The 17753-nt window shown below is 59.3% G+C and carries 14 protein-coding genes; 6 read left to right on the top strand and 8 right to left on the bottom strand.

Annotated features, from left to right (window positions below; translation table 11 throughout):
- The first annotated feature begins 63 nt into the window (after positions 1–63).
- The 3 genes from J0W34_RS09225 to J0W34_RS09235 all read left to right on the top strand — a co-directional run bounded on the left by J0W34_RS09225 (position 64) and on the right by J0W34_RS09235 (position 4026).
- On the top strand, positions 64–579 hold the full coding sequence (locus tag J0W34_RS09225) for a hypothetical protein (RefSeq protein WP_230971465.1): 516 nt from the start codon (positions 64–66) through the stop codon (positions 577–579).
- A 340-nt stretch (positions 580–919) separates the two neighbouring features.
- Entirely contained in the window at positions 920–1963 is a 1044-nt protein-coding gene (locus tag J0W34_RS09230) for a nuclease-related domain-containing protein (RefSeq protein WP_230971466.1), read from the top strand.
- Between the two features lie 656 nt (positions 1964–2619).
- The gene (locus J0W34_RS09235) at positions 2620–4026 is read left to right on the top strand and encodes a hypothetical protein (protein ID WP_230971467.1); all 1407 of its coding nucleotides are present in this window, start codon (positions 2620–2622) and stop codon (positions 4024–4026) included.
- Positions 4027–4389: 363 nt separating this feature from the next.
- Here J0W34_RS09235 and J0W34_RS09240 read toward each other — a convergent pair whose 3' ends face one another.
- On the bottom strand, positions 4390–5055 hold the full coding sequence (locus J0W34_RS09240) for a hypothetical protein (protein ID WP_230971468.1): 666 nt from the start codon (positions 5053–5055) through the stop codon (positions 4390–4392).
- A gap of 550 nt (positions 5056–5605) precedes the next feature.
- Here J0W34_RS09240 and J0W34_RS09245 point away from each other — a divergent pair.
- Entirely contained in the window at positions 5606–6637 is a 1032-nt protein-coding gene (locus J0W34_RS09245) for a cytochrome-c peroxidase (protein WP_230971469.1), read from the top strand.
- Positions 6638–6862: 225 nt separating this feature from the next.
- Here J0W34_RS09245 and J0W34_RS09250 read toward each other — a convergent pair whose 3' ends face one another.
- The 3 genes from J0W34_RS09250 to J0W34_RS09260 form a co-directional block, all read right to left on the bottom strand.
- Positions 6863–7378, bottom strand: coding sequence for an ankyrin repeat domain-containing protein (locus J0W34_RS09250; RefSeq protein ID WP_230971470.1), 516 nt, complete (start codon positions 7376–7378; stop codon positions 6863–6865).
- Positions 7379–7382: 4 nt separating this feature from the next.
- Entirely contained in the window at positions 7383–7850 is a 468-nt protein-coding gene (locus J0W34_RS09255) for a hypothetical protein (protein ID WP_230971471.1), read from the bottom strand.
- 81 nt (positions 7851–7931) lie between these two features.
- Entirely contained in the window at positions 7932–9149 is a 1218-nt protein-coding gene (locus J0W34_RS09260; RefSeq protein WP_230971472.1) for an MFS transporter, read from the bottom strand.
- A 99-nt stretch (positions 9150–9248) separates the two neighbouring features.
- Between J0W34_RS09260 and J0W34_RS09265 the strand changes: the two genes are divergently transcribed.
- On the top strand, positions 9249–10139 hold the full coding sequence (locus J0W34_RS09265) for a LysR family transcriptional regulator (RefSeq protein ID WP_230971473.1): 891 nt from the start codon (positions 9249–9251) through the stop codon (positions 10137–10139).
- 222 nt (positions 10140–10361) lie between these two features.
- Here J0W34_RS09265 and J0W34_RS09270 read toward each other — a convergent pair whose 3' ends face one another.
- Positions 10362–10916, bottom strand: coding sequence for a cache domain-containing protein (locus J0W34_RS09270; protein WP_230971474.1), 555 nt, complete (start codon positions 10914–10916; stop codon positions 10362–10364).
- A 21-nt stretch (positions 10917–10937) separates the two neighbouring features.
- The gene (locus J0W34_RS09275) at positions 10938–11654 is read right to left on the bottom strand and encodes an acetate uptake transporter (protein WP_407941157.1); all 717 of its coding nucleotides are present in this window, start codon (positions 11652–11654) and stop codon (positions 10938–10940) included.
- 450 nt (positions 11655–12104) lie between these two features.
- Between J0W34_RS09275 and J0W34_RS09280 the strand changes: the two genes are divergently transcribed.
- Positions 12105–14117 (top strand): PEP-CTERM sorting domain-containing protein, encoded by a 2013-nt coding sequence (locus tag J0W34_RS09280; protein ID WP_227814799.1) that lies wholly within the window; start codon positions 12105–12107, stop codon positions 14115–14117.
- Positions 14118–14226: 109 nt separating this feature from the next.
- On the opposite strand, the gene gcvP is transcribed toward J0W34_RS09280, so the two are convergent.
- Both gcvP and gcvH read right to left on the bottom strand, forming a co-directional pair.
- Entirely contained in the window at positions 14227–17115 is a 2889-nt protein-coding gene (gene gcvP / locus J0W34_RS09285) for an aminomethyl-transferring glycine dehydrogenase (RefSeq protein ID WP_230971475.1), read from the bottom strand.
- A gap of 229 nt (positions 17116–17344) precedes the next feature.
- A complete protein-coding gene (gene gcvH / locus J0W34_RS09290) occupies positions 17345–17728 on the bottom strand; it encodes a glycine cleavage system protein GcvH (protein ID WP_227814797.1) in 384 nt (127 codons plus the stop codon).
- Positions 17729–17753: the final 25 nt, after the last annotated feature.

Consider the following 17753-nt stretch of genomic DNA (forward strand, 5'->3'; position numbering starts at 1 on the left):
AGCCGACCGCATGCGGCGTGTCATAGGCTCGATGCCATCGTGACAACCAAGGAGGCGGACGCCATGTCTCGAGACACCAATCACACGATCAACATCATGATGCTTCGCGGCGCCTGTCTGTGGATTCTGATGGCCCTCGCGCTGGCCTGGACTCTGGTCGGGCTCTACAACGAGGTCGGATTGCTGAAGTCCATCTTTCCGGGGCGGCCGGCCCGGGTCCTGCAGGGGCACATCGACTTCCTGCTGATGAGCGCCCTGATTCTCGGCTTCTTCGCCACCCGCGTGTGGTTGCCGTGGCACGTCCGCTGGGCGATTGTGGTCGGCGCATTCACGAATTCCAGCCTGTTCGTCCTCATGGCGATGTTCCCGAGCGTCGATCCGCTGCACGAGAGCTTCGCGCCCTCGAGCACCGGCAATACGGTGTTCAACGTCTATCTTTACGCCAGCCTGCTGCTGACGAGCTACGGTTTCGGCAAGGCGGCGGTACTGGTGCTCAAATCGACGCTGCCGCACCGGCATGCCGCCCGGCACGGCAATGCCCCGGCGCAAGACGGGGACTACCGGGTCCAGAACGGTTGAGCGCCCGTTGGGGAGATCCGGGGGCAGACCCCGAGGTTTCCCCACATCGTCATCCCCACTGGCGCGCGCCACTGCGCGAGCCTGCCGCCGACGGCCTCAGGCCGCTTCCGCCTCGGCGTCAACAATCCGTTCGGTGAATTCATTCTTCTCCGACGCCGCCATTACCAGATAGCGCCGCGCCCGCGTCATGCCCACGTAGAGCAGGCGGGCGTTCTTGGTGCGTTCACTCGTTATTCTTGCACCAAATTTAAGTGCAGGAATCCGTCTGTGAATTAGGTCACTTGGCCTCAGTGACACGTGCTGTGTAGAGTCACCCTAATTGCATCACGATGTAACGGGCATGATTCTCAAGAATGCCGACGACAAGGCGTCGTCGATTGCGCAGCTCGAACTGCTTCTCAAAACCGGCCGGGTGCCGGACAAGCAGGTCAAGCACGTCGAAAAAGAAGTCCGCCTCATCAAGGCCGGCATCAAGGGGGAGGCTGAAGCCGCCTACCTCATCGACTTCTACATGAAAGACAGCAAACGAACCGCTGTCATCCATGATCTGCGCCTGGAGCTGGCTGATGGCCGTGTGGCGCAGATTGACCATCTGCTCATTCACCACACCTACCGCTTCTACGTCCTTGAGACCAAGCACTTCAACCACGGGCTGAAAATCACCGACGAAGGTGAATTCCTGCGCTGGAACGACTGGAACAAAACCTACGAAGGCTTTCCATCACCCATTGAGCAGAACCAGCGTCACGCGCTGGTGCTGGCCCGGAAGATGGAAGAAATCGGTCTGCCGAAAGCTGAAATCAAATCGCTGATACTCGTCGCGCCCCATGCGCGCGTGATCCGCTCCAAGGTTTTCGATTCGTCCATGGTAGTGAAAGCCGACCAGTTTTTGACCGCGCTGGAAAAAGACCTCGAAAACGCCGGGGTATTCAACGTGCTCGGTGGATTCGCCAAAGCCAAATTCATTGGTTCGGTCGAAGAGATCGGCAAAAAAATTGCTCGCTACCATCGCCCAACCAAAATCAACTACGTCGCCAAGTTCGGCCTGGCTAATGCCAAGCGACCAGCCGCTGTCCAAGCAGAAGCGGCAGAACACGCCCTTGTGGAAACGGTGGAAGCCGTTTTACCAGCCGGCGCCGCCATCGATGATGAGCGTCCACCGAAGGCTGCATTTATCTGCCGCCATTGCAGCAGCGACATGCTGGCAATCGAATACGGCCGCTATGGCTACTACTTCAAGTGCAAGGCCTGTGGCGGCAATACACCAATCAAACTTGGCTGTGGGGTGGAAGGCCACAAAGAGCGACTCAGAAAGGCCGGCGCCCGGTTCTATCGTGAGTGTGAAGCGTGTGGCTCAAGCGTGTTGTACTTCTGTAACGAATAGCGCTTGAGTGCAAATGAACCAGAGGGCTGCCAACGACCGCGCCCGTGTTGTTGAGAGATGAACAGATGAAAAATATCAGGCGGCTTCTGCTGGGAATCACTCTTGTCTTCATAGGAAACACCGTGCTCGCCCATGGGGGTGGTTGCCGCAAGAATTCGCCGCCGGGGCAGTGCTGCCACAAGGATAGCCGTACCGGGACTGTTCACTGTCATTGATTAATGGCGATTTTCCATAGCGATAGTGGGCTCACGGCCAAGGCGGATGAGATTTTTCTCAGAATGGGTGATGTTGGAACGCAAGACCTGACCCTCATAAGTAAGTAAGTAAGCGTTCGCGCTTAAAAATGTGCGTGGGGAAGGATGAAGGGCATACGGAAAGGGTATGACGTTCTTGAGCGTGTGCGGCGGAAAGCACCGTATGTTGGGGCTTCATGACATACGCGGTTGGGTAGTGTCTGTGAAGTGGGTCACTTTTCGGGAGTGAGGTGGTGTGTGTAGAGTTGTTCACAATTGCATCGGGATGTAACGGGCCGTCGCGATGAAGGCGCCGAAGCACCTTAGCTGTATCACTTTAGTGATGCGAAGAACTTGGAATTCAAGACATATTCCTGATTGATTTCTTTGCCGCAAACCGATTGTTAAAACTAGATAATAGCCATGACAACGAACTTTTCGACTGAATTTCCAATTAATGCTGAACGCAGTGTCTCCGACGTTGTTCGCCTCGCCTGTCAATGGATCTCTGGTAGCCCTCATACGGCGATCCTTGATAGTGAGTTGGTTGATCTCCCAATTGACTCTGAGAGAAAAGTGAATGCGCCAGGTGAAGAAGTGACCGTCGCAATTGTGCGGCCTCAAGGTTACGAAGTGGGAGGTATGCGTTACGTTAGAACAGAGGATGGCTTGGAGTGGACGACCACAATTGTTGCGCACAAGACAAGTGATAAACATCTTCTTAGCATTCAGGTTTCATGCGAGGCGATGAGTACTGCGGTTCAGCTTCCTCCACCTAAAAAACCATATTTTATTCGTCAGGCTCTCGATAATCTCGGAGGGGGCATGGATGGCGAGATTCCCGTGTCTGATAAGCCAATTCGACTTGCAGAAGGCGAGGCGGGAGTCGCGGCAGCTCTTATAAAAGGCCTAGCAAAAAACAAACTTCCGATAGTGTATGTAAGTTGCGGTTTTGACGGCATGCTTCTTGTTGATCCTAGTGAGCTCGCTCGATACGTTTCTGGAATGGCACATGTAATAGTCGAGCCTAGCAGAGAGTTTTCATATCAAGTAAAAAACCTTACGACATCAAAAAACGCTTTTGGCGGCACCGTTGGAGTTTATTGGCCTGAAAGTGATGCCAAGAAGTCATATTTCGTTGACGATGGTAAGGTTGATAAAAGAACAATGCAGCTTGAAATTGCAAAAGACATCAGGCTTGCTCTCGCTAATCGCCGACTGAGATCAACATGTACTTGGGGTCATCTCCAAGAAACTATATCCCGGAATCGATACGAGTTGCTGAAGTCTCAGGGATCAACGGAACTTCAAGAATACGTCGATGTGTTTGAGGCGGAGCAGGCAGCCAAGGATGAAAAGCTAATTGAAGCGGAGCAAGAAATATCTCGATTGCATTCTGAAATTCGACGGCTCTCGGCATCGGTTGATTCTTGTAGTGCAGGATTTATTTCAGCGGGCGAAGAGCAAGATCTCTATACGAACGAGATTCGTGAAATTGTCATCGCTGCGCTACGGGAAGCATATAGGTTGTCCCGAGAAGGTAGCCGTCGGCAGCATGTTCTTGCGGATCTCTTGGCGAAGAACAAGACTTTGAATGGTAGTGAAAAAAATCAGGAAGAGATAAAGAATTTATTTCGGGCCTATCGAGATATGGATTCGTCAACGCGTACAGCTTTGAATCGACTGGGGTTCTCATTGTCTGAAGAAGGGAAGCACTATAAATTGGTTTTTCAAGGTGATGGGCGATACACGGTTACTCTGCCCAAAACGAGTAGTGATCACAGGGCGGGAAAGAATATTGCGAGCGACATAAACAATCTTATCTTTTAGTTCCTCGTGAGTTGTTTTTTATGTTTTACGTAATTTCATGTTTTTGTTCAAAATACTGCTTGAATGTGTTTTTAACAACAATAAATATGAAAATAAAAACGGCCCGAGTTTGAGGCGTTTTTATCTGCTGAGTTCGAGGTTTGCTCAGTCTTCATAAGCCTACATTGGCACACAAGTACGGAACAGATTCCGGTCCCCATACACATCATCTAGGCGATTCGCGCTTGGCCAGAACGTGTTGTCCGCCACCTAGGGCAGGGGAAGACGCCTTCCTGGTTGTTGCAGGGGCGATCCCAGTCGGCGAATACGTCCGCCTGGCTGTGTCGGTCTAAGAATTCTAAGACGATAGTTTATGTTGTTTCTCTATGGTCGGTAGTAGATCGGGGTTATGGTTTCCGCTGCCTCTATCATTCTCGCTCTTTCGTTCATTTTGTGGCGTCGGAGATCGAGCTGGCTTATTAATAGACAGGTTGCATACATGCAAAAAAGTAGTGTGGTAAGAACAACGAGCTGAGGTGTATAACAAGAGTCGTCGTTGTTTTTTGCTGCAAACGAAGAAAGTAGGGCCATCGCCCCGAGCCCAAGGGAGCTGTAGTAAATGGATACTAGTTCAAAGAAAATAAGCCCGTCTCTTGTCAGCAGTTTTTTTGTGGCGGTGAGAACATTTTCTTTGGCTTTTTTCCAGTCGATGAATTTTTGTTGTGGCTTGAGTATGTTATCTACAAGGTACAATTCAAAGTCTTTGGCTTCCTCTATGGTTGAGTAAGTTTTGATGTTTTTGAATTTTAAGCTTTCTAGAAATCGTCCTAGAAAATGAATGCGAAGCGATATGTCTGTGCATAACGCATCAATGCACAGACATAATAGTGGGATTGATGACATGGCGTATTCGCGCATGTTTGAGGGGCCGAAATCAAAATGGGTGCTAAAACAAAGTGCGAATATAGCGCCTACACTCGCAATTTTCCATTTTAGGAATGATAGCCTTTGATTTCGCAATAGAATTATTTCTTCACGGGTCTGAGACATGACGATTCCGATATACGATTGGCATTTTCTAAGATAGCACGCATCTCACGGAGTACAAGTGTCTGATTGAGGTTATTTAGAATTGTGATATTCGCCGGACTGGGAGGTTGCTCTTGGTGCTATTCAGCGCTATTAAGTATTAAATGAAAAAAGTCCCGATGTCGGGGCGTTTCTGTTTTCTTATTGAAGACCGGTCAGTCCTCATAAGCCTCCATCGGCACACAAGCACAGAACAGATTCCGGTCCCCATACACATCATCGATGAGATTCACGCTCGGCCAGAACGTGTTGTCCGCCGCCCAGGTCATGGGGGACGCCTTCCTGGCGTGTGTAGGGGCCGCCCCAGTTGCCGGATTCGGTTGGGTCGATTTCTCGCTGGCGGATCGATCTGCGCTTTTGTTTCTGCATATTGCATACCCGATGTGCTTAAGCATTCCTTAAGAATTCCATTCGACTATCGATCTGCAAGCCGTGTCGAGCTGCGACGGACTTGTCCGCGCTGCAGCCCGTGTGCGCTGTTCCTGATCAATTCACCCGAATGGAGTCCGCAATGCGACACTTTGGATTCACTACGCTCATCCTCGCTGCCACCGTGAGCGCGGGGGCGCATGCTGCCTCGGCCTGGCAGGCGCTGCCCGCGCAGCCGCCGATTCCGGCAGACAATCCGCAAACGCCAGCAAAGATCGAGCTGGGCAAAACGCTCTTCCACGACCCGCGCCTGTCGTCGACCGGTACCGTTTCTTGCGCGTCCTGTCACAGCGTGATGGAAGGCGGGGACGATCACCGGCCGGTCTCCATCGGGGTGCATGGTCAGACCGGGGGGCGAAATGCGCCAACGGTATGGAATGCGGCCTATCACTCGGCCCAGTTCTGGGATGGTCGCGCCGCGACACTCGAAGCGCAGGCGGTGGGGCCGGTGACGAATCCGGTCGAAATGGGCATGGCCGATCTGGGGGCGGCGGTGGGCCGTCTCAAGGCCATTCCCGGGTATGCGCCCCTGTTCGCCAAGGCGTTTGGTGCCGGTGACAGCATCACGGTCGAGAATCTGGGCAAGGCGATTGCGGCCTACGAGCGCACGCTCATCACACCCAACAGCCCCTACGACCGCTACGTGCGGGGCGACAAACGCGCACTCAGCCCCCAGCAAGTGCGCGGCATGACCGCCTTTGCCGAGACGGGCTGCGGGGCATGCCATGCTGGCGCGGCCTTCAATGGGCCAACGCTGCCGATGGGCCAGGCCAACCTCATGCGCTTTCCCGCCTTTGCCGACAATCCGTATGTGGCGCGCTTCAAGCTCGATGAGGACCCGGGGCGTTTTGCATCGACCGGCAAGGAGGAAGACAAGCACATGTGGCGCGTGCCCACCCTGCGCAATCTCGCCTACACCGCGCCGTACTTCCACAATGGCGCGGTCAAGCGCCTGGACGATGCGGTGAAGGTGATGGCAAAAACGCAACTGAACGTCGATCTCGACCCATCGACCGTGGCCGACATCGTGGCGTTTCTGGATGCGCTGAACGGTGAATTCCCCGACCAGACAATGCCGCGCCTGCCGGCAACGCCGGGGGATCTGGTGGAGTAAGTGCCGGACGGTGTCTGAGCGTTAAGCAAACACGCCCCGATTTCGGGGCGTTTTCATTTGCTGCGTCTGGATTGCTGCGATGGCAGATTGGTCAGCGCTCGTGCGCCTCAAATGGCACACACGTACAGAGCGGATTCCCGTTGCGATATGCGTCGCCGGTGATGACGGCCTGGCTGTGCGGGGTGTCCGGCGTCGCTACCCGCTGGCCAGATCTCGCTTGTGCGGTTACTGCACGGCCAGCAGGCTGATGACTTCGTGCCAGGCGCTCTGGTCGGAGGCTTTCGCCTGAATCTCGCGGGCGTAGTCGACCGGTGTTCGACCGGTGTCGTCTTTGATGCTGCGATCTGCACCGTGGGCCAGCAGGCGTTTGATCTGGTCGGTGTTGCCTTCGATGGCGGCGGCGTGCAGGGCCGTCATGTGATTGAGGCGGGTGTCGCGTGCGTCGATCTCGAGCCCTGCAGCAATCAGGCGGTCCAGCGCATGATCCGCGCGTTCAGGCCCGGTGAGCACGGTCACCAGTCGTGCGCCGGCGCTTTGATTGAGCTCGGCGATGTCTTCTTTGCTGAATTCGTCGCGATAAAACACCTGCTCGCACACCCAGGCCATGAGGGGCTTTTCGACCTCCATGCAGGACATGAGGTACGCCGGGTCGTGCTGACGCGTTGCGCGAACGAGCAGGAACCCGACACCCAGTGCCGCGACAAGAATGAGGCCAAGGCCCCAGGCAAGGAATCGCTTCATCAATTCAACTCCAGACGAAGCCGGACGTCTGTTGTAGCAGCGCGAAGGGGAAGGGCACGCGGTTCAGGGCGACACCATCCAGAACGAGATGGAATCGGGTCTTGAGTGCATTGGCAATGTCGGCGCGAACGTTCTCGTAGATGCGGACGTCTTCAAGGTCTGTCTGAGTAGCGTGTTTGAACTGGTGGCGGGCAAAGTTGCGTGCGAGCTTTTTCCCGAAAGTCGACAGGGACTTGCTGGGTCGCGACAGGCTCTTGAGGAGCGCCTCGACGAAGCCCATGGCATAGGAACCGTCTACGGCCGCAATGAGTGCGGTCTGCGCGAGGCGGCGTGCGTTGTTGTCGATGCTGAGGGTGTCGATTCTCGAGGCCAGATCGGGCCAGAAGAACTTGAGAATTCGGCGGGTTTCCATCTCATCGAAAATGAGATCGGTGTCCGGGATGTCCGGTACGTTCACAAGGATGCTTCCCATGGTGCGCTCTGCCTTGGTTAATTTGGCTGGAATGCTAATGGCATCGGGTCGTGAATTCAAGCCAGGTTTCAACGGCACGTGTCAGTGATGGCCAGTGGGGACTTCAACCGGGGCGGGGCGCTTCAAGCCCGTCAGGCCGACAACGATACCCAGCGTGGCGATCCCCACTGCGGTGGCGACAATGCCCGGCCAGCCGGCGTGCGCATAGAGATAACCGGCCAGCCATGAGCCGGTAGCCCCGCCGATGAAATAGCAGGTCATGTAGCCGGCATTGAGGCGGTTGCGGGCGTTGGGATCCAGCGCGTAGATGGCGTTCTGATTGCTGACGTGCACCAGTTGTACTGCCAGATCAAGCATGAGTACGCCAATCAGCAGTGCGACGAGCGAGCTTTGAGCGTAGCCCAGCGGCAGCCACGCCAGGAGCAAGCCCAGCAACCCAAGCCAGACACCGGTGGCGCCTTTGCCCTGATCGGCCAGTCGTCCCGCCCACGAGGCCGCAAGGGCGCCTGCAGCACCCGCCAGACCGAACAGACCAATGACGGCGTCGGAGTAGCCATATGGGGGGGCTGTGAGCACAAAGGCCAGGGGTGTCCAGAACAGACTGAACAGGGCGAACGAAATCATGCCGAGCAGCGCACGCACGCGGAGCACCCGCTCCTGAAAGAACAACTGGATGACCGAGCGCAGCAAGCCGGTGTAACCGATACCTGCGTCGGCGCGATATCGGGGGAGGGCGCGTCGCAAGGCCACCGCACACAACATCATCAATACCGCGGCCACCACGTACACCGCGCGCCAGTGAAGGAGGGACGAAAACCCACCCGCTACGGTGCGTGCGAGCAAGATGCCGATCAGCAGGCCGCTCATGACCGTGCCGACCGCACGCCCGCGGTGTTCGGGCGCCGAAAGCGTGGCGGCAAAGGGGACGAGGACTTGTGCCACCACCGAGCAGAATCCGGTGATGGCAGTTCCGACCAGCAGCATCGGCAGCTGTGTGGCGGTCGCACTCAAGAGCAATCCTGCGCTGGCCAGCAGCATGAGACCGACGATCAGGCTTCGTCTTTCACGCAGATCCGCCAGCGGGACCAGCAACAGCAAGCCGGCGCCGTAGCTCAGTTGTGCGGTGGTCACGATGCCCGCTACGGCCGTATCGGCGGCTTCGAAGCTTGTTGCGATGGTGGGTAGCAGCGGCTGGGCGTAGTAGTTGCTCGCGACGGACAGGCCGGTGGCCACGGCCATGAGCCATAGCAGGCCTCTGGGGAGCGCGGTGGCCGAGTCAGATGGACGATTGGTGTTCATGGGTTGGGCGTTGGGGTGAAGAGCTCGCAGTCTTGCGCAATCCGATCAATGACTCCAATGTATTGTTGTCATCAAATACATCGCGATATGAGATTGATCATGAATCTGAGGCAGATCGAGTTCGCGCTGGCCGTGGCGGAAGAATCCAGCTTTACGCGCGCCGCGCGCCGGTGCCACACGGTGCAGTCTGCTTTGAGTCATCAGGTGGCGCGCCTTGAGGAAGAGCTGGGGGCTGCCTTGTTCGAGCGCACGTCGCGTCGTGTCCGCCTGACGCCGGCAGGCGAGGCCTTTGTACGACAGGCCTACACCACGCTCGAAGCGGCCCGCCGCATTACGGAGGAGGTCGCAGCCGCGACCGGGCAGGTGCGCGGGCACCTGTCGATCGGTGCGATCAGTGCGCTCGGTCACCTCGACATCGTGGCGTTGATCGCGGCTTTCCATGCCCGTTACCCCGAGGTGGAGATTCGCTTGGTTCAGCGCGGGAGCGAAGAGCTTCTGGAGCAGTTGCACCTGGAGCGTCTGGACCTTGCCTTTGTCGGCTTGTGGCAGGGCGAGCGGCTCGATGGCGTGACGCACCTGCGACTTGCTCAGGAGAGCTTGCTTGCGCTGCTGCCGCCGGGGCACCCGCTGAGCGAACGCAAGCGACTGACCCTTGAGAGTCTGTCCAACATGTCATTGGTGGATTTTCCGCGCGACAGCAGCGCCCGGCGTCAGACGGACAAGGCGTTTGCGGCCGTGGGCGTGGCGCGCCAAGTCCGCTTCGAGGTCAATCACCTGGAGCTGATCGCCCAGTTTGTGGCACGTGGATTGGCGGCCGCACTGGTGCCCGAATCCGTGGCAGCGAATCTGCGTGGTGTTGTCCCGGTGCCCGTGCGGGACGCACCCAAGCGCGTCCTGTATGCCGCGTGGCCGAAGGCGCCTTCTCCGGCGGCAAAGGCGTTCATTGCGCTGTTGCGGGAACACCTCCCGCTGGGCGCCGACGACACTTGAGGCCGGTGGCGTCTTTGCCGCGGGGCGAGCATGGCGACCCGGCGCAATCGTCCAGAGGCACACAGGCACAAGACAGGTTCCGATTCCCGTCCGCGTTGCCAATGCGGTTTGCGCCCGGGGCGCGTTGTGTGCCCAGGCAGGGGCAGAGTCCTGCCGTCCGCCTTTGACGTGAAAGGCGGCCTCTGACCCCCTGGGTTTGCGTATCGATGGGCCCGGCGGCGCTCAGGGCGTGTAGTTACCCGGGTCGGCCATCTTCGCCGTCATCTTGTCGAGGGCCTCGACCGTCAGCGCGTCGTCATACACCCCGGCGGCGATCTGGATGCCGGTGGAGAAGGCCAGATCAGCCGTTGCGGCGTAGCTGATCTTGCGCGACACCTTGCCGGCCCCGGGTTTGGTCCACATGTAGTCGACCCAGCCGCCGTGCTTGTTCTCGGCGGCCTCGCACAGTGCCTTGAACAGGTATTTGCCGTTGTTGTCGGTGATCTGCAGGATCGGCCGGCCGACCAGGTCCGGGCGCATGGGGTGGGCCACCATCCGGTCCAGCCGGCAGTCGAAGGCGAACACATAGCTGTCCTTCCAAACCCACGGGCCGTCGGCGTTGTTCAGCGCCGCGATGCCCGACACGCCCTTGGTCTGCAGGAACTTCGCCGCCCCCCAGACCTTGGTGATCACTTCTTCGGGGGTGGCGGTGCCGTCGTCCGCCAGTGCCACTGTGTGGGTGACGGTGGCGGTAAGCGCTGCCAGCGGCAGCATTGAAACCTTGCGAATCGTATTCATGATGATCTCCTCTTTCGACCCTCAGGCCTTGATCCAGGGGCGCCCCACGGGCAGCACGTCGCGGCCGAACACGTCGGCGAAAATCAGGTGGGCCATGATGTACCAGGCCGCCAGCGCGGTCACCATCAGCTCGTAGCCGGCCACCACGGTCAGCTCCGGGTAGCCGAAGTGCGCCAGGTCGAGCAGAACGAAACCGATCAGCAGCAGGGTGAAGGTGGTTGCCAGCGCGCCGTGGATGCGCATCGAGCCAATCCACAGAATCGCCGTGAACAGCGTCCACGCCACCAGGAACCAGCCGATGTCGGTCTTGCTGGAGACATAGATGTTGAAATGGTTGCCCATCAGCAGCAGCGCGAGCGAGATCCAGAACGCGCCGTAGGCCGTGAAGGCGCAATAGCCGAAGTTGTTGCCGGTGGATTTCTCCTGAAGGCCGGCGATCATCTGCGCCAGACCGCCGAAGATCAGGCCCAGCCAGATCACCGGGCCGATGCCCATCCAGCCCACGTTGTGGAACTGCAGGACCAGAGTCGTGAGACCGAAACCGGCCAGGCCGACGACGGCCGGGTTGCCCTGTTTCTGTTCTTGCATGCTGCTCTCCCTCGAATTGTGTGTGACATATGACGTTGTTGTGTTCGAGGGCGCAGCGCCGGTGTCTGTGACGCGGGTTTTTGCCTCCCGGCGCCCGGGAACGCGGGGATCATAGGGGCTCCGGATAAATGCGTTTCGAATATAGATCAATCAATCGCGTGCGAAATGTGCTTGTGCAATGACTGGATCGAGGTGCGGATTCGACCTGAACGCGACACGCCTGAACCCGGTCGACATACGCTACCGATGCTCAGGGCGAACTCGCGTGTTTCTGTGTTCCATGATCCAAGCGTTGTCGGCAACCGCGGAGATGCTCGATCTCCCTGAACTGGGCCGAGCCGCGCTGGAATGAGTGATTCTGTCGGGTTGGCTGTCAGTCGCGTTCCGATCTTGTGCCCGCTGCTTGTTCAAGCGCTTAAAAGTTCGCTGCGCTCGTTGCAAGCGGGGCAGATGCGTGGGCTTGGTGACGAAATTTTTTACATCTTTGAAGGACGTGGAATATCTTAATGGGGTAAGTCGTTGTCTTTGCTGATGAATTGTATTGGCATAATTAATGCTTGTTGGCTCCGGATTCTGATCGATTCCATTTGGGAGAAATGAATGCCATCGCGCATAAAGGTGATTTGCCTACTGGTCTGCACTATTGAGGTTTTCGGTGGTGTCAGTCTGTCGCAGCCTGTACAAGCGGCGACGCTCGAGGTGACTGGTGTCGATGGTGTCGATGGCGTCAATGGATCGGGCGGTACGGCGGGCGGCGATGCGAATGCGGACATGCCCCTGAACAACGACAACACTAATTTCGTGAAAGCTACTGGAGGCAGTGGCGGTTGGGCGGGGGATCGAAATGGCGGTATCAGCTACAGCAACGGCGTGACCAACGTGGTGGGCGATAGCGGAAGGGGAGGTTCCGCCTACGTGTCAGCCGATTCGGTTGTGCTGTCGGGTACCGCCACATCGTCCGCTCTGGCTAACGGTGGTTCCGGTGGCGTTGCCGCCGGTACCGGACATGTCGCTGGTAGCGGTGGTGACGCTACGGCGCTGATTAAAGGTGCCGCGGGTGGTAATGGCCAATTCTTTGGAATCGGTGCTCGTGCCAAGGGAGGCTACGGTGGTACTTCCATGTTGGGCATTGCCGGCGATGGCGGAAATGCAACTGCGTCGGCCGTAGGTAACTTCATTGGGTTCAATGTTGGTACCGTCACGAGTGAGGCTATCGGTGGAATTGGAGGCTCTGCTTACGGGGCGGGGCAACGTGGCGCCAACGGTGGCGTTGCAAGCCTCGGAGTGACCCGGGGAGTGATCGGCAATGGCGAACTGAGGGTTAGTGCATCGATTGTCGGCGGGACTGGGGGGAGCGGGTACTACGGTGCCGGCGGCGGTCGAGGCGCAGATGCCGAACTTGTGAATGCGGCGACCGGAGCATCTGGAAGGACATTAAGTCTTTCTCAGTTCGCCATGGCCGGCCATGGTGGTTATTCCGAAAGCGGTGTAGCGGGGAATGGTGGAAACGCCGTTTCGAGTCTCTCCATTGTGGGAGCCTCATACGGAGAGACGCAGGTTTCTGGCACTGGTACAGCATTCGCTGGCGGTGGAGGGACGACCGACTCCGGGGTGGCGGGGCGCGCTGGCGGCGCTTTCGCGACCGTCCATGCCGAGAGTCAGGCGAACGGCTCGAGCGCAAATGCGATCGCTGACGCAATTTCTCCCCGATTGCGCACGGCGGATGCCGGCGTGGCCGAATCGAACGCGTATGCAAGGTCGCGGGGTATCGGGTCTGCCCAGGCCTCTGCATACGCCGGCGGTGCGAGTGGCTATGCGCGTGCTACCAGCACGGCGTCGCACTCCGTCGCACTCTTGCCGTCGCAACGGGTTGATACTGTGGTCACCGCGAATGCCACGTCCGTTCTCGGCAAGAACACGGCCGACGCACAAGTACGGACCCAGCGAGTCGGCAGTGAAACAATCGCGGCGTTCTCTAATGTGAGTTATAAGGGACTGCCCGATCTGGCGGGTGGTAGCAACGGAATCGAATCATTTTCGTATGCCTACGGCTCGCTGGGCGCCAGTGCGACAGACGATCTGATCCGGGGCCATAGTGCGGTTGAAAGCGCGTTTGAAGCAAACTCAGCCGTCAGCCTGATGGGATTCGGGATTTTGGGTGCGAATTACAGCGAATTTGCTATTGGCGGCCGCCGATATAGTCAGGACGCGCAGTTTCACTATTCATTTATTCAGCCGACAGATATCGTCATAGGCCTACTGGATTTCACGGGCTATGACGACACAAGTGCGATGGCGCTGGACTTTCAGGTGACCAGCGGGAATGGCACTTTATATTCGGCAAGCTTTGCCTCGTTTGCCGAGGCCCAGATGTTTTTTTCGAACAACGCGTTGAATCTCGGAATGTTCCAGAACGACGTGGATCTGACGGTGTCCTTCGATTTGACCGCGGACCGCCAGCAGGGTGCCGCGTTCAGCTATATGCTTGCATTCGGCGACTCTGTGTTGGCGCCGGTACCGGAGCCCAGCATGGTTCTCATGTTTCTTTCCGGGCTCGGCCTGATCGGGCTGCATTTTCGTGCTCGGAAAAACGGGAAGTTCGCAGGTGGATAGGGCGTAGCGGTTTGCAGAAAAAGAGGGCTTCGCAGCCTGTCATACAGCGCCAGAAGAATAAATCACGCCCCGTACCCGGGGCGTGTTTGCTTCTGAGACGAAGTTATGATCAGTCCTCGTAAGCCTCCATCGGCACACAAGCGCAGAACAGATTCCGGTCGCCATACACGTCGTCAATGCGATTGACGCTCGGCCAGAATTTGTTGTCCGCCACCCAGGGCAGGGGGAAGACGCCTTCCTGGCGGGTGTAGGGGCGGTCCCAGTCGCCGATGATGTCGGCCTGGCTGTGCGGGGCGTGTTTGAGGGGGTTGTTTTCGGCGTCCCAGTCGCCGGATTCGATTCGGGCGATTTCCTGGCGGATGCTGATGAGGGCGTCCACAAAGCGGTCCAGCTCGCCGCGTGGCTCACTCTCGGTGGGCTCGATCATGATGGTGCCGGCCACGGGGAAGCTCATGGTGGGGGCGTGGAAGCCGTAGTCCATCAGGCGCTTGGCGATGTCGACCTCGGTGATGCCGCAGGCGGCCTTGATGGGGCGGATGTCGATGATGCACTCGTGGGCCACGCGGCCGTGCTCGCCGGTGTAGAGCACCGGGTAGTGGCCTTCGAGGCGCTTGGCGATGTAGTTGGCGTTGAGGATGGCCACTTCGGTGGCGGTCTTGAGGCCGCGGGCGCCCATCATGGTGATGTACATCCAGCTGATGGGCAGGATGCTGGCCGAACCCCAAGGGGCGGCGGAGACGGCGCCCTGGCCGGCGTGGGGGCCTTGCATGGGTTGCACCACGTGGTTGGCCATGAACGGGGCCAGGTGGGCAGCCAGACCGATGGGGCCCATGCCCGGGCCGCCGCCGCCGTGCGGGATGCAGAAGGTCTTGTGCAGGTTCATGTGGCTCACGTCGGCGCCGATGGCGGCCGGTGAGGTGAGGCCCACCTGAGCGTTGAGGTTGGCGCCGTCCATGTACACCTGGCCGCCGTGGGCGTGGATGGTGTCGCAGATCTCGCGGATGGCGGATTCGAACACGCCGTGGGTGCTCGGGTAGGTGATCATCAGGCAGGCGAGGCTGGCGGCGTGCTGCTCGGCCTTGGCTTTCAGATCGGCCACGTCCACGTTGCCGTTCTCGTCGCAATCGACCACCACCACCTTCATGTTGCACATCTGCGCGGTGGCGGGGTTGGTGCCGTGGGCACTCTTGGGGATGAGGCAGATGTTGCGCGCCTGATCGCCGCGGCTGTCGTGGTAGCGGCGGATGGCCAGCAGGCCGGCGTATTCGCCCTGAGCGCCCGAGTTGGGCTGCATGCTGATGGCCGGGAAGCCGGTAACCGCGCGCAGGTAGTCTTCCAGCCCTTCGATCATCTCCACATAGCCTTGCGCCTGGTCGATGGGGCAGAAGGGGTGCATGTTGCCGAACTGCGCCCAGGTGACCGGAATCATCTCGGCGGTGGCGTTGAGCTTCATGGTGCACGAGCCGAGCGAGATCATCGAGTGGTCGAGCGCCAGGTCCTTGTTCTGCAGGCGCTTGAGGTAGCGCAGCATCTCGTGTTCGGTGTGATGCTGGTTGAACACTGGGTGGGTGAGGATGGCGTCGGTGCGTTGCAGGGCGGCCGGCAGCATCTCGTTGCGGGCGGCCGCGTCGGCGTCCAGCGCGTCGATGTCCGGCAACTGGCCGGTGAGAATGCCGAGCAGGGCGAGCACATCGTCGCGGGTGTGGGTCTCGTCAAAGGCGATACCGATGCCGGTGTTGCCGCAGCGGCGCAGGTTGTAGCCCGCGGCCAGCGCGCCGGCCATGAGGTCGTCGGTCTGGTCGCCGGTGTCGAGCACCAGGGTGTCGAAGGCGGTGGCATTGACCACCGACATGCCGGCGGCTTCCAGCCCGGCGGCGGTGATGGCCGTGAGCCGGTGGATGCGCCCGGCAATGGTCTTGAGCCCTTCGGGGCCGTGATACACCGCGTACATGCCTGCCATGTTGGCCAGCAGCACCTGCGAGGTGCAGATGTTGGAGTTGGCCTTCTCGCGGCGGATGTGCTGTTCGCGGGTCTGCAGGGCCATGCGCAGGGCGGTCTTGCCACGGGCGTCGATGGACACGCCGATGATGCGGCCCGGCACGGCGCGCTTGTGGGCGTCTTTCGTGGCGAAGAAGGCGGCATGCGGTCCGCCGAAGCCCATGGGCACGCCAAAGCGCTGGGCCGAGCCGAGGGCGATGTCTGCGCCCATGGCGCCGGGGCTCTTGACCAGCACCTGGGCCATCAGGTCGCAGGCCACGGCGACGACCGCGCCGGTGTTCTTCAGCGCGGTGATGGCGTCGGTGAGGTCGCGCACGGTGCCGTCCTGCGTCGGGTTCTGCAGCAGGGCGCCGAACACCTCATGCTGGGCAGCCTCTTCGGCGGCGCCGAACACCAGCTCGAAACCGAACAGGGCGGCACGGGTGCGCACCACGTCGATGGTCTGCGGCCAGCAGCCTTCATCCATGAAGAAGGTGTTGCTCTTGGCCTTGCTTACCCGGCGGGCCATGGTCATGGCCTCGGCGGCGGCGGTGGCTTCGTCCAGCAAAGAGGCGTTGGCCAGCTCCATGCCGGTGAGATCGATGACCATCTGCTGGTAGTTGAGCAGCGCCTCCAGACGTCCCTGGGCGATCTCCGCCTGGTAGGGCGTGTAGGCGGTGTACCAGCCCGGGTTTTCCAGCACGTTGCGCAGGATGACGCTGGGCACGTGGGTGCCGTAGTAGCCCATGCCGATCATGGACGACTTGATCACGTTCTTGTCCGCAATGGCCTTGAGCCTGGCCAGGGCTTCGTGCTCGGGCATGGGCTCGTCCAGCGGCAGCGGTTCGCTCAGACGGATGGCCGGCGGCACGGTCTGCTCGATGAGCACATCGAGGCTGCTGACGCCGAGCGCGCTCAGCATGGCGGCCATGTCATCGGCGTCGGGGCCGATGTGGCGGCCGATGAAGGCGTCGCGTTGTTCGAGATCTGAAAGCGGAGCTGAGAACGGGGTGCTGGACATGGGCTTCTCTGGGTGTGTTCGTAGCGTGTTGGGCGTCGTGCGTTGGTCGGGCTTCCGGGGGATGAATCCGTCCTGCGTCAGGCCGGTGCTGCAGGTCCCTCCCCCTTCAAGGGGGAGGTCAGGAGGGGGATGGGTTTTGGGTGCTCGTGTGGCGGCATCTGTTCAACCCCATCCCCACCCCAGCCCTCCCCTTGAAGGGGAGGGTGCTATGCCGCCGGGGCGTTCCGGATCAGTCGGCAGCCGCAACCGCTTCGTAGCCGGCGGCGTCGAGCAGGCCGTCCACGTCGCCGATGTCGTTCGGCTTGATCTTGAAGAGCCAGTTGCCGTAGGCGTCTTCGTTGACCGATTCGGGGGCGTCACTGGCCGCTTCGTTGTTGGCAATGATCTCGCCGGCCACCGGGGCGTAGATGTCGGAGGCGGCTTTCACCGACTCGACCACGGCGCACTCTTCACCGGCATTCACGGCACGGCCTGCTTCGGGCAGCTCCAGGAAGACGATGTCGCCCAGCGCTTCCTGTGCGTGGTCGGTAATGCCGATGGTCAGGGTGCCGTCGCTCTCGACGCGGACCCATTCGTGAGACTTGGTGTACTTGAGATCTGCGGGGGTGGTCATGCCGGTTTCTCCAGAAGGGATTTGG

The sequence above is a fragment of the Nitrogeniibacter aestuarii genome (assembly GCF_017309585.1).
GTDB classification, from domain to species: Bacteria; Pseudomonadota; Gammaproteobacteria; order Burkholderiales; family Rhodocyclaceae; genus Nitrogeniibacter; species Nitrogeniibacter aestuarii.

Excerpts from the sequence above, each read along its gene's own strand:
- J0W34_RS09225 (WP_230971465.1), top strand. The coding sequence starts at position 64 with ATGTCTCGAGACACCAATCACACGATCAACATCATGATGCTTCGCGGC.
- J0W34_RS09230 (WP_230971466.1), top strand. The coding sequence starts at position 920 with ATGATTCTCAAGAATGCCGACGACAAGGCGTCGTCGATTGCGCAGCTC.
- J0W34_RS09235 (WP_230971467.1), top strand. The coding sequence starts at position 2,620 with ATGACAACGAACTTTTCGACTGAATTTCCAATTAATGCTGAACGCAGT.
- J0W34_RS09240 (WP_230971468.1), bottom strand. The coding sequence starts at position 5,055 with ATGTCTCAGACCCGTGAAGAAATAATTCTATTGCGAAATCAAAGGCTA.
- J0W34_RS09245 (WP_230971469.1), top strand. The coding sequence starts at position 5,606 with ATGCGACACTTTGGATTCACTACGCTCATCCTCGCTGCCACCGTGAGC.
- J0W34_RS09250 (WP_230971470.1), bottom strand. The coding sequence starts at position 7,378 with ATGAAGCGATTCCTTGCCTGGGGCCTTGGCCTCATTCTTGTCGCGGCA.
- J0W34_RS09255 (WP_230971471.1), bottom strand. The coding sequence starts at position 7,850 with ATGGGAAGCATCCTTGTGAACGTACCGGACATCCCGGACACCGATCTC.
- J0W34_RS09260 (WP_230971472.1), bottom strand. The coding sequence starts at position 9,149 with ATGAACACCAATCGTCCATCTGACTCGGCCACCGCGCTCCCCAGAGGC.
- J0W34_RS09265 (WP_230971473.1), top strand. The coding sequence starts at position 9,249 with ATGAATCTGAGGCAGATCGAGTTCGCGCTGGCCGTGGCGGAAGAATCC.
- J0W34_RS09270 (WP_230971474.1), bottom strand. The coding sequence starts at position 10,916 with ATGAATACGATTCGCAAGGTTTCAATGCTGCCGCTGGCAGCGCTTACC.
- J0W34_RS09280 (WP_227814799.1), top strand. The coding sequence starts at position 12,105 with ATGCCATCGCGCATAAAGGTGATTTGCCTACTGGTCTGCACTATTGAG.
- gcvP (WP_230971475.1), bottom strand. The coding sequence starts at position 17,115 with ATGTCCAGCACCCCGTTCTCAGCTCCGCTTTCAGATCTCGAACAACGC.
- gcvH (WP_227814797.1), bottom strand. The coding sequence starts at position 17,728 with ATGACCACCCCCGCAGATCTCAAGTACACCAAGTCTCACGAATGGGTC.